Here is a 12,172-nt window from a genome sequence, read left to right as displayed (position 1 = left end):
GTGACAGACGATCTCTCATTCCTGCGTCGACAGGCCCGGACCCAACGCTTCACGCTGGGGACGCCGAAGAACTTCCGCCTCTCCAGTGACGGTACCCGACTGCTGTTCCTGCGGTCGCGGACGGCGACCGACCGGCGCAACAGCCTGTTCTGCCTCGACCTGCGTACCGGCGAGGAGACCACGGTGGTGGACGCCGCCGCGTTGGTGCCGGGCGAGGAGGACCTGCCCCCCGAGGAGCGTGCCCGCCGCGAGCGCGCGAGGGAGACCTCCGGGGGAGTGGTCGGCTACGCCACCGACGAGGCGTTCCGCCTGGTGGCCTTCCCGCTGTCCGGCAAGCTCTACACGGCCGACCTCGACAGCGGTGAGGTCCGGCTGCTGGTGGACGCCGCCGTGGTGGACCCGCGGCCGAACCCAACCGGAACCCACGTCGCCTACGTCAGCGAACGTCGGTTGCGTGTGATCGAGCTCGCCACGGGGCAGGACCGAGCCCTCGTGGCCGACGAGGGACCCGACGTCACGTGGGGGCTCGCCGAGTTCATCGCCGCCGAGGAGCTGAACCGGACGCGCGGCTACTGGTGGTCCCCCGACGGGCGAAGCCTGCTGGTGCAGCGCACCGACCGGTCCGAGGTTCCGGTGTGGACCATCTCCGACCCCGCTCACCCGGACACCCCCGCCACCACCGTGGCCTACCCCGCCGCGGGCACCACCAACGCGACGGTGTCGCTGTCGTTCCTCGGCCTCGACGGCAGCCGGGTGGACGTGGAACGAGGGGACTGGGAGTACCTGGTGGCCGTGCACTGGTCCGCCGGAGGCGACCCGCTCATCGCGGTGGCGCCCCGTGACCAGCGGCGCATCGACGTCTACGCGGTCGATCCCCGCGACGGCTCGACGCGGTTGCTGCACAGCGAGACCGACGAGCGGTGGGTCGAGGTCGTCACGGGCGTTCCCGCGTGGACCACCGACGGCAAGCTCGTGTACGTGGGCGTGCGCGACGACACCTACCGCGTGCTCGTGGACGGCGAGCCGGTGACCCCGCCGGGGCTGCAGGTGCGCTCCGTGCTCCATGTGGGCGACGAGGTGTTGTTCTCCGCCTCCGAGGACGACCCCACCCAGATCCACGTCTACCGCACCAACGGCGGCCGGGTGGAACGTTTGTCCACTGTGGATGGCGTGCACGTCGGGGCGGGCACGGCGGAGGTGACCGTGCTCTCGACGTGGAGCCTGGCCCACAGCGGCCCGAAGGTGTCGGTGCTGCGCGACGGCGACCACGTCGCCGACGTCGTGTCGTACCCGATGGACCCCGGCCTGGAACCCCGCCCGGTGTGGCTGACGGTGGGCAAACGCGCCCTGCGCGCGGCGCTCGTCCTGCCCACGGGACGCACGGTGGACGACGGCGGGGAGGCGCTGCCGGTGCTGCTCGACCCCTACGGCGGCCCGCACGCGCAGCGAGTCCTGCAGAGCCGAAACGCGTTCCTCACCCCGCAGTGGCTGGCCGACCAGGGCTTCGCCGTGCTCGTGGCCGACGGGCGGGGCACGCCGGGACGCGGGAACGCCTGGGAGAAGGAGATCCACCACTCCTTCGCCGACGTCACCCTGACCGACCAGGTGGACGCCCTGCACGCCGTCGCCGAGAGGTACCCCGGCCTGCTGGACCTGGACCGCGTGGCCATTCGGGGCTGGTCGTACGGCGGCTATCTGTCGGCGCTGGCGGTGTTGCGCAGGCCCGACGTCTTCCACGCCGCCGTCGCGGGTGCCCCGGTGACCGACTGGGCGTTGTACGACACCGCCTACACCGAGCGGTACCTGGGGCATCCCGACGACAACCCGGACGTCTACGAACACAACTCCCTGATCGCCGACGCGCCGTCGCTGCGCAGGCCCCTGCTGATCGTGCACGGGCTCGCCGACGACAACGTGTTCGTCGCCCACGCGCTGCGGTTGTCGGGTGAGCTGCTGGCCGCGGGCCGCGACCACACCTTCCTGCCGCTGGTCGGGGCCACTCACATGACCCCGCAGGCCGAGGAGGTGGCCGAGAACCTCATGCTGACGCAAGTGCGCTGGCTGAAACGCCAGCTCGGCGTCGCCACCGAGTAGGCGTCAGCGCAGCAGCCGCAGCGAGGCGACGACGACCGGCTCGTCGACGACGAGCACCAGGTCGTGCCTGCCTCGGGCCGGGGACAGGTCCGCTCGGACGGTGGTGTAGGCGTACCGGTCGCCCGTGGAGGGAACCGGCACCGCGCCGAGGACCCGGCCCGAGGCGGGATCGCCGAGCCGCACCTCGATCCGGCCGCGGGGCGCGGCGGGATTGGCCACCCGGACCTCGATTCCGCGGACCCCGCGGCGCAGGTCCACGTCCCGGAAGACGAGCCACGCGCCCGCCCGCGTGGCCGCCACCGAGGTGCCGTGCGTCTTGCTGCGGTCGGTGAGTGTGATGCCGTCGTAGTCGTCGAAGTTCTGCGCCTCCGTCTCGACGTACAGGTCGCGGGGCGGGATGCGTTCCCCGACCACACGCACCGAGGTGGTGCCGCGGATGTCCGTCGCCGAGGCGCCCACGAGAACGTCGTGCACGGCCGACTCGACCACCCACGTATCCCGCGTGACGTCCCAGTGGGCCAGGTCGGCGGCCCGCAGCGGGATGCGCACCGTGGTGGTCTCCCCCGCCTCCAGGTGCACCTTGCGGAAGCCTCGCAGGCGCAGCCGGGGTTGCGGGTTTCGGGAGCGGCGCTGGTGCGTGTAGAGCTGGACGACCTCCGCGCCCGCGCGCGAGCCGGTGTTGGTGACCGTCACCGCGACGGTGACCTCCCCGGCGGGGCGCAGCACGCGGGCGCTTACCGTCGGCTCGCCGTAGGCGAAGGAGGTGTAGGACAGGCCGTGGCCGAACGGGTACAGCGGCGAGCCCTCGAAGAACTGGTAGGTCCGGCGGTGCTTGATCAGGTCGTAGTCGAGGATGTCCGGTAGGTCGTCGACCGAGCGGTACCACGTCTGCGGCAACCGTCCGCTCGGGTTGGCCGCCCCCACCAGGACGTCGGCCACGGCGTTGCCGGTCTCGGCACCCGCGTGCGTGGTCCACACGATGGCGGGCACGTGGTCCTGCGCCCACGTGATCGCGGTCGGGTAGCTGTTGTTGAGCACCAGCACGGTGGTTGGGTTGGCGCCGTGCACGGCTTCCAGCAGCTCCTGCTGTCTCGGGGCGAGTCCGAGGTCGGTGCGGTCGTCGTCCTCTCTGCCGTTGATGAACGGCATGCTGCCGACCACCACCACCGCCACGTCGGCGTCCCGCGCGACCCGCCGGGCCTCCTCGACGCCGTCGCGCACGACCTCGCGGGTGAACACGGTGGCGTCGGCCTCCGCCGAGGCGGTGACGGTGAGCAGCCCGGTTTCGTCCACCACCACGTAGACCCGGTCGCCGAACCAGGAGTCGTCGGTCTCGTTGCCCGCGTAGCGCAGCACGTGGCCGGCGCCGTGGGGGACGAGGCTGAACTGCTGTTGCACGAACCAGTCGTGGGGCTGCTCGGCGTCGTTGACGAGCGTGCGGTCGGGGCCGAAGGAGACGTAACGGCCGTTGGCCACGGCGCGCAGCGTCACGATGCCCTCGCCCCAGTCGACCACGTCGAAGTGCGCGGCTCTCTCGACCGGATCGGTCGTGGCCCGCAGGGCGCCGGGCTCGGTGGGAGCGGTGACGTAGCGGCCGTCGGCGGTGCGCAGGGCGATGCGGTCGATGCCCTCCTCGTGCGAGACCTCCGCCGCGGCGAGGCGGTCGCGGAGTCCGTCCAGGACGGTGACGCGGTAGGGCAGGGCGCCGGAGTACCAGTCGGTGTAGAGGGTGTTCGCCAGCGGCCCCACCACCGCCGCCTTGCGGATGCGTTCGGCGTCGAGCGGCAACGTGGCCTCGGTGTTCTTGAGCAGCACCACGGCCTCGGTGGCGGCCTCCCGGTTGATCGCGCGGTGCTCGGGACTGTCGATGACCTCCTCCCCGATCCCGGCGTGGGGCCCGCCGTCGGGGTCGAACTCGCCGAGCCGGAACCGCAGGCTCAGGATGTTCCGCACCGCGGTGTCCACATCGGATTCGCTGAGCAGGCCCCGGTCCAGGGCCTCCGTGACGGCCGCGACGGTGGGGCCGGCGTCGGTGTCGTCGACGGTGAAGCTGTCGAGGCCGCACTTGAGCACGGCCGCGTCGGCCTCGGCCTGGGTGGCGTAGTAGCCCTGGCTGCCGGTGAGGTTGTTGGGGCCGCCCGCGTCGGTGACGTTGCACAGCGGGCGTTCGGTCCAGGTGCGGACCACGTCGTTGTAGTCGGGGTGTGCCGTCGCGGGGCGGCCGTTGACGAGGTTGTAGCTCGACATGACCCCCGTGGCGGCGTCGGCCGACAGCGCGGCGCGGAACGCGGCCTCGTAGTACTCCCGTTTGACCCGTGGCGGCACCATCGACGAGGTGGTGTCGCGGTGGGTCTCGTTGTTGTAGGCCAGGTAGTGCTTGAGCACCGGGGCCGCGCGCAACCGGTCGGGGTCGTCGCCCTGGATGCCGTGTCCGTAGGCGATGGCGATTCGCGCGGTCAGATACGGGTCCTCCGAGTACCCCTCCTCGTTGCGGCCCCAGCGGGGGTCGCGCAGCAGGTTCACCACGGGCGCCCACAACTGCAGGCCCCACAGTTCGGGGCGTCGGGAGTGGAAGGCGCGGGCCTCCACCCCCACGACCTCGCCGACCCTGCGGACGAGGGCGGGGTTCCAGGTGCTGGCCAGCCCTACCGTCTGCGGGAACACCGTCGCGGTCGCCGTCACCACGGCGCCGCCGTTGTCGAAGTCGGTCGACCAGGCCACGCCGTGCAGGGCCTCGGTGCCCGTCTTGAACCGGCCGATGCCCAGCCGGGGGATCGCGGGCTGGTACTGGTGCAGCAATGCGATCTTCTCGTCGAGGGTCAGTCGGGAGAGCAGGTCCTCCACCCGCGCGGCCAGGGGCAGGGACGGGTCCCGAAACCGGGCGGGGCGGGACGCCGGGGCGGGCGCGGTGACGGCGGAGGCGTGAGCGGTCGAAGCCAGCACGGGAAGCGTGGCCGCTCCGGCCGCGAGGGCGAGGACTCGGCGGCGGGACAGGGACGGGGAGCCGGTGGGCCGGTCGGGGGAATGCGGGCGCATGAAGGCCACCTCCATGTCGAAGCGATTCGACACCTGTGCGACGTTGCTATGTGAGGTAGAGCGCGGTGCAGCGGGACTATGCCACCGGTGATCGTGCCGGTCAACCGCCTATCGCCGGAGCCGGACAACGGAAATCGGCGTCGACTCTTGTCGGTTCCTTGACAGGTGCTCTACGGTCTAATCGCTCGACTTCGAGTCGATGCGCTTCGACTGCGCAAGGAGGCCGCCGATGGTGACCATCGCCGACGTCGCCCGCGACGCGGGGGTGTCCGCGAGCACCGTGTCCTACGTGTTGTCGGGCAAGCGGTCGATCTCGGCGGAGACGCGGCGTCGCGTGGAGGCCAGCATCCGCAAGCTCGGCTACCACCCGCACGCCGGGGCGAGGGCCTTGGCCAGCAGTCGCACGAACGTGCTCGCGCTGGTGATGCCGTTGCGCACCGACATCGACGTCCCGGTGGTGATGCGGTTCGTGACCTCGGTGGTCACGGTGGCCAGGGAACACGACCACGACGTGCTGCTGCTGACCAACGACGAGGGCCCGCAGGGACTGCGCCGGGTCGCGGCGTCCGCCATCGCCGACGCGATCCTCGTGATGGACGTCGAGGCCGACGAACCGAGAATTCCCGTGCTGCGATCGTTGTTGCGGCCCGCCGTGCTCATCGGCGTCCCGGACGATCCGCAGGATCTGTCCTGTGTGGACTTGGACTTTCGGGCGGCGGCGGCTCGGTGCGTGCATCACCTCGCCGATCTCGGACACACCGACGTGGCGCTCGTCGGACCCTCGCCCACCGTGTACGAGCGGGGGACGAGCTTCGCGGGGCGCTTCCTGCGCGGGTTCGACGACGCCGTGCGCGAACGCGGGCTGCGGGGCGGGGCGTACCAGTGCCCGCCCTCCCACGAGGCGGCGCGGGCCTGCGTGGCCGAGGTCCTGACACGACAGCCGGACGTCACGGGCCTCGTGGTGCACAACGAGGCCGCGCTCGGCACCGTGCTCTCCGAACTCGACCGGCGCGGCAGGAAAGTGCCCGAGGACATCTCCGTGGTGGCCGTGTGTCCCGAGGACATGGCCGATGGCTTCGCGGTCCCGCTGACGGCGGTGCCCATCCCCTCCGACGAGGTGGGTCGCCTCGCGGTGGAGATGGTGCTGCGCCGGCTCGACGGCGAGGTCGCCCCCGAGGTGCGCCTGCTCTCGCCCCGGCTGCGTCGCGGCGGCAGCACGGCACCACGCCGATAGCGCTCACCCCCGGCACCACGGGGCGCGTCGAGGACAACTGAATCGAAGCGCTTCGACCTGGTCTGCGGAGCGCACATCCTCGCGAAGGAGTGACCCATGAGCAGAGTGGCTCGACAACTGATGGCCGGAGTCAGCGTCGCGAGCGCGGTGCTGGTGACCACCGCGTGCGGCCCGGCCACGGCGCCGACGTCGTCCGAGCCGGCGACCGAGATCACGGTTCTCGACTACTACGCCGACCAGCAGGGCAGCGCCGCGTGGCAACGCGTTCTCGACACTTGCGAGGAGCAAACCGGCATCGGCGTGCAGCGGCAGACCGTGCCCACGGACCAGATGCTTCCCAAGATCCTCAAGGATGCGAGCTCCCGCACCCTGGCCGACCTCGTCTTCCTCGACAACCCGACCCTCCAGCAGGTCGCCGGCACGGGCGCCCTCACGCCGCTGACCGACTACGGCATCTCCACCGAGGGCTACTACGACAGCATCCTCGAAGCGGGCACCTACGACGGCGAGATTTACGGACTCGCGCCGGGCGTGAACAACCTCGCGTTGTTCTACAACAAGGAGATGTTCGACAAGGCCGGGCTGGAGCCACCCGCCACGTGGGAGGAGCTGGCCGAGGTCGCGAAGGAGCTGTCGGGCGACGGCCGCTACGGTCTCGCCTTCTCGGCCATCCCGTCCGAGGAGGGCGCGTGGCAGTTCCTGCCGTTCTTCTGGAGCAACGGCGCCGAGCTGTCCGCTTTGGACTCCGAGTCCGCCGTCGAGGCCCTGGAGTTCGTGGTCTCGCTCGTGGAGTCGGGCGCAGCGTCGGAGTCGGTGGTGAACTGGAACCAAAACGACGTCGCCGACCAGTTCGTCGCGGGCAACGCCGCCATGATGATCAACGGCTCGTGGAACCTCGCGCGGCTGGACGAGGAAGGACCCGACTACGGCGTCGTCCCCATCCCGGTCCCCGAGGAGGGCACCGAACCGGTGGTGGCGCTCGGCGGTGAGGTCGGGGTCATCCCCGCCACCGGGCCGGGACGCCAGGAGTCGGCGGCGAAGGTGCTCTCGTGCATCCTGGCCGAGGACAACATGCTCTCCTGGGATGCCGCGCATGCCTACGTGCCTTCCCGCGACTCGGCGGTGGAGACGTTCGTCGAACAGCACCCCGGCATGGAGCCGTTCGCGCGCCAGGTGGAGACGGCCCGGTCCCGCACCGCGGAACTGGGCGAGAACTACCCCGCCGTGTCGCAGGAACTCGCGAGGGCGCTGCAGGTGGCGTTGACCGGTGAGCAGTCGCCGAAGGAGGCACTGCGTCGGGCGCAGGAACAGGCCGGATCGCGGTGAGCACCGTCGTCGCGACTCCCGCTCGTGCGCCGGAGGCGGTGTCCCGGCCCCGACGGTTGCGTTCGCGCGAACGCCTCGCGGCGCTGCTCTTTCTGCTCCCCGCCGCCGCCTACGTCGCGTTGTTCTTCGGTTTTCCGCTGGTGAACAACGTGGCGATGAGCCTGCGTGACTACTCCGTCCGCTCGTTCTACACCGGCGAGGCGCCGTTCGTCGGCTGGGACAACTACCTCGCGGTGATCCGGCACCCGCTGTTCGGGGAGGCGGTGCTCAACACCGTGGTGTTCACGGTGTTCTCCCTCGTCTTCCAGTTCGGTATCGGCCTGGCGCTCGCGCTGTTTTTCAACGAGCGCTTCCCCGGCAGCGGTCTGCTGCGGTCGCTGCTCCTGCTGCCCTGGCTGCTGCCGCTGGTGGTCAGCGGCGCGGTGTGGCGGTGGATGCTGGACAAGGACCACGGTGTCGTCAACGCCTTCCTGCGGGCGTTGGGGGTCTCCGACACCGGCGCGCCGTGGCTCACCGATCCCGGCTGGGCACTGCCGGCGGTGATCATCGTGAACATCTGGATCGGCATCCCGTTCAACCTGGTGATCCTGCACGGCGGGCTGAAGGCGATCCCGAAGTCACTGTACGAGGCGGCGGAGCTGGACGGCGCCGGGGCTTGGCAGCGGTTCCGGCACGTCACCTGGCCCATGCTGCGCCCGGTGACGGCGGTGGTGCTGATGCTCGGCCTCGTCTACACGATCAAGGTGTTCGACGTGATCATGGTGGTCACCGGAGGCGGTCCCGCCGACGCGACACAGACGTTGACGACCTGGTCCTACCAGTTGTCGTTCGACGGGCAGTTCGCGTTCGGCCAGGGCGCGGCGGTGGGCAACCTGCTGGTGCTCGTGGCGACCGTGTTCGGCCTGCTCTACCTGCGGTCGGCCCGGTCGACGATCGCGGAGGCGGAGCGATGAGGACACGGAACGATGCCAAGCGGTGGGCGCGCACAGCCCTCGGCGTGGTGATCGTCGTGGTGCTGCTGTTCCCCTTCTACTGGATGATCAACGCCTCCTTCCAACCCGGCGGGGCCCTGCTGAGCTCCTCACCGAGCTGGTTCCCCGTGGACGGCACCACCGACGGCTACGCCAAGGCGCTGTCGAGCCAGGGCGAACACCTGCTGGCCAGCCTCGTCGTGGCGCTGGGAACCGTCGTGGTGTCGCTGCTCGTCGCGCTGCCCGCGTCCTACGCGCTGGCGCAACTGCGGTTCCGCGGCGCGCAACCGGTGATCTTCGTCCTGCTCATCGTGCAGATGATCCCCGGCATCGTGATGGCCAACGCCCTGTACGAGATGTTCGCCAACCTGGGGCTCATCGACAGCTACCTCGCGCTGATCCTCGCCGACTCCACGGCGACGATCCCCTTCGCGATCCTGGTGCTGCGGGCGTTCATGGTGTCGATCCCGAGGGAACTGACCGAGGCCGCTCGGGTCGACGGCGCGGGGCACTGGCGCACGTTCGTCTCGGTGATCCTGCCGATCAGTCGCAACGCGACGGTGACGGCGGGACTGTTTGCGTTTCTGTTCGCGTGGGCGGACTTCCTGTTCGCCGTCACGCTGACCACTGGCCGGTCGTTCGAACCGATCACCGTGGGCATCTACCGCTTCATCGGCAACCAGAGCGCCGACTGGAACGCCGTGCTCGCCACCGCCGTGCTGGCCTCGATCCCCGCCGCGATCCTGCTCGTCATCGCGCAGCGGTACGTGGTCGCGGGCGTCACGGGCGGCGCGATCAAGGAATGACGGCCTACTCGACAAGGGAGACACGCATGATCGAAAGCCGTGACGGCGGGCGGGCCCTCGAAGTCCGGGTGCGTCACGAGGTGTTGCGGATCGAGCCCTGGGGAATCGACAGCCTGCGGGTGCGCGTCGCACAACACCGCATCGTCGAGGACATCCCCGGAGCGCTCCTGACCCCGGAACCCACGCACCCCGCCGTGCGGGTGGACCCGACGACGGGACGCATCACCAACGGCGCGCTGACGGCCGTGGTCGAGAAGGTGCCCACCGACACCGGCGTCATCGCGCTGCTGCGGTTCGAACGCAGCGACACCGGGGAGGAACTGCTCGCCGAACAGCAGGCCCACTTCTGGTGGCCGGGCGCGCGCGTGTTCCAGGCCCACGGCGGCGGCTACGGGCGCCTGGAACAGCGGTTCGCCGCCTACGACGGCGAGCGGCTGTTCGGGTTGGGCCAGCACTCCCACGGCAGGCTCGACCAGAAGGGCATGGTGCTCGACCTCGTGCAGCGCAACGGCGAGGTGTCGATCCCGTTCCTGCTCTCCAGCCGCGGCTACGGTCTGCTGTGGAACATGCCCGGCGTGGGCCGGGTCGAGCTGGCCGAGAACGGCACCCGGTGGGTCGCCGACGGCGCCCGCCAGATCGACTACTGGATCACCACCGGCGACACCCCCGCCGACGTGCTCGCGCACTACGCCGACGCCACGGGGCACCCGCCCCTGTTGCCGGAGTGGGCCACCGGCTTCTGGCAGTCGAAGCTGCGCTACCGCGACCAGGAGGAGCTGCTGGAGGTGGCCAGGGAACACCGGCGCCGGGGGCTGCCGCTGTCGGTGATCGTGGTCGACTTCTTCCACTGGCCCCACCTCGGTGACTGGCGCTTCGACCCCGCCGACTGGCCCGACCCCGAGGGCATGATCGCCGAACTCGACGAACTCGGGGTGAAGCTGCTGGTGTCGGTGTGGCCGTCGGTGAGCCCCCTGAGCGACAACTACCCGATGATGCGCGATGCCGGGATGCTCGTGGGCACCGAACGCGGCGTGCCCCTGCACGCGCCCTGGCACGACAAGGGCATGGGCACGGAGATGCCCGTGGCGTTCTACGACCCCACCAACCCGGCCGCCCGCGAGTTCGTGTGGAAGACCGCCAAGCGGAACTACTTCGACCTCGGGGTCCGGGCGTTCTGGCTGGACGCCTGCGAGCCCGAGCTGCAGCCGGGACACCCGCACAACCTCAGCTTCGCGGCCGGACCGGGCACCGAGGTGGCGTGCCTGTACCCGAGGGAGAACGCGCGCACGTTCTTCGAGGGGGCGCGCGCCGAGGGCGAGGACGTGGTGTTGCTGTGCCGGTCGGCGTGGGCGGGCAGCCAGCGCTACGGGGCGGCCGTGTGGTCCGGCGACATCCCGCCGACGTGGGAGTCGCTGCGGGCGCAGGTACGGGCGGGGCTGAACATCGCGTTGTCGGGGATTCCGTGGTGGACCACCGACATCGGCGGGTTCCACGGCGGGGACCCGGACTCGCCGGAGTACCGGGAGCTGTTCGTGCGGTGGTTCGCCTACGGCGCCTTCTGCCCGTTGTTCCGCCTGCACGGGGTGCGCGAGCCGCGCATGCCGTTCGGCCCCGACATGACCGGCGGCCCGAACGAGGTGTGGTCCTACGGTGAGGAGGTGCTGGGCCATCTCACCCGCCTGTTGGCGATGCGGGAGCGACTGCGGCCGTACCTCGGCGAGCAGATGCGGGTGGCGCACGAGACCGGGATACCGCCGATGCGGCCGTTGTTCGTGGATTACCCCGACGACGCGCGGGCGTGGGAGGTCGAAGACCAGTTCCTGCTCGGCCCCGACGTGCTGGTGGCTCCGGTGCTGGAGGCGGGCGCCCGCTCGCGCCGGGTGTACCTGCCGGAGGGAGCGCGGTGGACCGACGCCTGGACGGGCACGGACTACGAGGGCGGCACCACGGTGCGCGCCGACGCGCCCCTGGACCGCATCCCGGTCTTCCTGCGCGACGGAGCCCCCATCCCCGTCTCCGACTGAACCTCCCGGCGTGTCCGCACTTGTCGTACGCGTGTCCGCACTTGTCGTACGTGTGTCCGCGGGCTGTGCACGCGTATCCGCCGTGGAGGCCGGGCCCTCGGGTCGCGAGTGGCCTATCCGGAAAGCCCCCGACTACGCAACGCCGCGTCCAGCTCCCGCACCAGCTCACCGACCCGGCCACGACCGCCGGGCGCAGCCGGATACCGCCTCAGGACGCTCACCACGACGGGCCCGGCCAGCTCGCGTGCCGTGGCGAGGTGGCCGGCGGCGACGCGCGGATCGTCACCGGCGTCGAGCTCGAACGCCCGCGCCGCGTGGGCGGCGGAGCCGAGGATGTGTGGCACCTGCGTGGCCTTCGCCAGCGGGTGGAGAAACGCCGCACCGGCCGCGGCGAGAGCGGCGCGGGCCGCCTCACCCGCCGCGGCCCGTCCCGCGTCACGGGCCTGCTGGAACGCTCGTTGCGCCGCCCACGCGGCGTTCCGGATCGCCTTGGTGCGCTTGGCTCCCCGCGCGAACGCCCGCGCGGCGTCGAGCGCTTCCCGAGGCCGCCGGTCGTCGGGGTAGTCCCGTTCGAAGATCGCCAACGCCGGTTCCGCGCAGGCCACGGCGTATCCGGTGACCTCGCGCAACTCGGACATGCTCAGCTCCACCGTCGGCGCCGTGTCCACTTCAGTCATGACG

Annotated in this window: 8 protein-coding genes; 6 read left to right on the top strand and 2 right to left on the bottom strand. The window is 71.0% G+C overall.

Translation table 11 applies throughout. From position 1 onward, the window contains the following. Window positions 1–2,094, top strand: a complete 2,094-nt coding sequence (locus SACGLDRAFT_RS13060) for a S9 family peptidase (protein ID WP_040919961.1) — start codon at window positions 1–3, stop codon at window positions 2,092–2,094. Window positions 2,095–2,097: 3 nt separating this feature from the next. Here the strand turns inward: SACGLDRAFT_RS13060 and SACGLDRAFT_RS13055 are convergent, their stop codons facing one another. Continuing rightward, window positions 2,098–5,130: a glycoside hydrolase family 3 protein gene (locus tag SACGLDRAFT_RS13055; RefSeq protein WP_005465239.1), complete on the bottom strand. Its 3,033-nt coding sequence runs from the start codon at window positions 5,128–5,130 to the stop codon at window positions 2,098–2,100. A 229-nt stretch (window positions 5,131–5,359) separates the two neighbouring features. On the opposite strand from SACGLDRAFT_RS13055, the gene SACGLDRAFT_RS13050 reads away from it, so the two are divergent. The 5 genes from SACGLDRAFT_RS13050 (at window position 5,360) to SACGLDRAFT_RS13030 (ending at window position 11,491) form a co-directional block, all read left to right on the top strand. Then, a complete protein-coding gene (locus SACGLDRAFT_RS13050; protein ID WP_005465238.1) occupies window positions 5,360–6,364 on the top strand; it encodes a LacI family DNA-binding transcriptional regulator in 1,005 nt (334 codons plus the stop codon). A gap of 96 nt (window positions 6,365–6,460) precedes the next feature. Then, window positions 6,461–7,690 (top strand): sugar ABC transporter substrate-binding protein, encoded by a 1,230-nt coding sequence (locus tag SACGLDRAFT_RS13045; RefSeq protein WP_005465237.1) that lies wholly within the window; start codon window positions 6,461–6,463, stop codon window positions 7,688–7,690. After that, the gene (locus SACGLDRAFT_RS13040; protein ID WP_005465235.1) at window positions 7,687–8,643 is read left to right on the top strand and encodes a carbohydrate ABC transporter permease; all 957 of its coding nucleotides are present in this window, start codon (window positions 7,687–7,689) and stop codon (window positions 8,641–8,643) included. The genes SACGLDRAFT_RS13045 and SACGLDRAFT_RS13040 overlap by 4 nt, the downstream gene beginning before the upstream one ends. Next, the gene (locus SACGLDRAFT_RS13035; protein ID WP_005465234.1) at window positions 8,640–9,467 is read left to right on the top strand and encodes a carbohydrate ABC transporter permease; all 828 of its coding nucleotides are present in this window, start codon (window positions 8,640–8,642) and stop codon (window positions 9,465–9,467) included. The genes SACGLDRAFT_RS13040 and SACGLDRAFT_RS13035 overlap by 4 nt, the downstream gene beginning before the upstream one ends. Before the next feature lie 26 nt (window positions 9,468–9,493). Further along, complete coding sequence (locus tag SACGLDRAFT_RS13030) at window positions 9,494–11,491, top strand: glycoside hydrolase family 31 protein (RefSeq protein ID WP_005465233.1); 1,998 nt, start codon at window positions 9,494–9,496, stop codon at window positions 11,489–11,491. 113 nt (window positions 11,492–11,604) lie between these two features. On the opposite strand, the gene SACGLDRAFT_RS13025 is transcribed toward SACGLDRAFT_RS13030, so the two are convergent. After that, the gene (locus SACGLDRAFT_RS13025; protein WP_005465232.1) at window positions 11,605–12,168 is read right to left on the bottom strand and encodes a putative immunity protein; all 564 of its coding nucleotides are present in this window, start codon (window positions 12,166–12,168) and stop codon (window positions 11,605–11,607) included. Window positions 12,169–12,172: the final 4 nt, after the last annotated feature.

The sequence above is a fragment of the Saccharomonospora glauca K62 genome (assembly GCF_000243395.2).
GTDB lineage: Bacteria > Actinomycetota > Actinomycetes > Mycobacteriales > Pseudonocardiaceae > Saccharomonospora > Saccharomonospora glauca.
This window is presented reverse-complemented; position numbering and strand designations above follow the sequence as displayed.

Coding starts and splice junctions, on each gene's coding strand:
- SACGLDRAFT_RS13055 (WP_005465239.1), bottom strand. CDS start 5,130: ATGCGCCCGCATTCCCCCGACCGGCCCACCGGCTCCCCGTCCCTGTCC.
- SACGLDRAFT_RS13050 (WP_005465238.1), top strand. CDS start 5,360: ATGGTGACCATCGCCGACGTCGCCCGCGACGCGGGGGTGTCCGCGAGC.
- SACGLDRAFT_RS13045 (WP_005465237.1), top strand. CDS start 6,461: ATGAGCAGAGTGGCTCGACAACTGATGGCCGGAGTCAGCGTCGCGAGC.
- SACGLDRAFT_RS13035 (WP_005465234.1), top strand. CDS start 8,640: ATGAGGACACGGAACGATGCCAAGCGGTGGGCGCGCACAGCCCTCGGC.
- SACGLDRAFT_RS13030 (WP_005465233.1), top strand. CDS start 9,494: ATGATCGAAAGCCGTGACGGCGGGCGGGCCCTCGAAGTCCGGGTGCGT.
- SACGLDRAFT_RS13025 (WP_005465232.1), bottom strand. CDS start 12,168: ATGACTGAAGTGGACACGGCGCCGACGGTGGAGCTGAGCATGTCCGAG.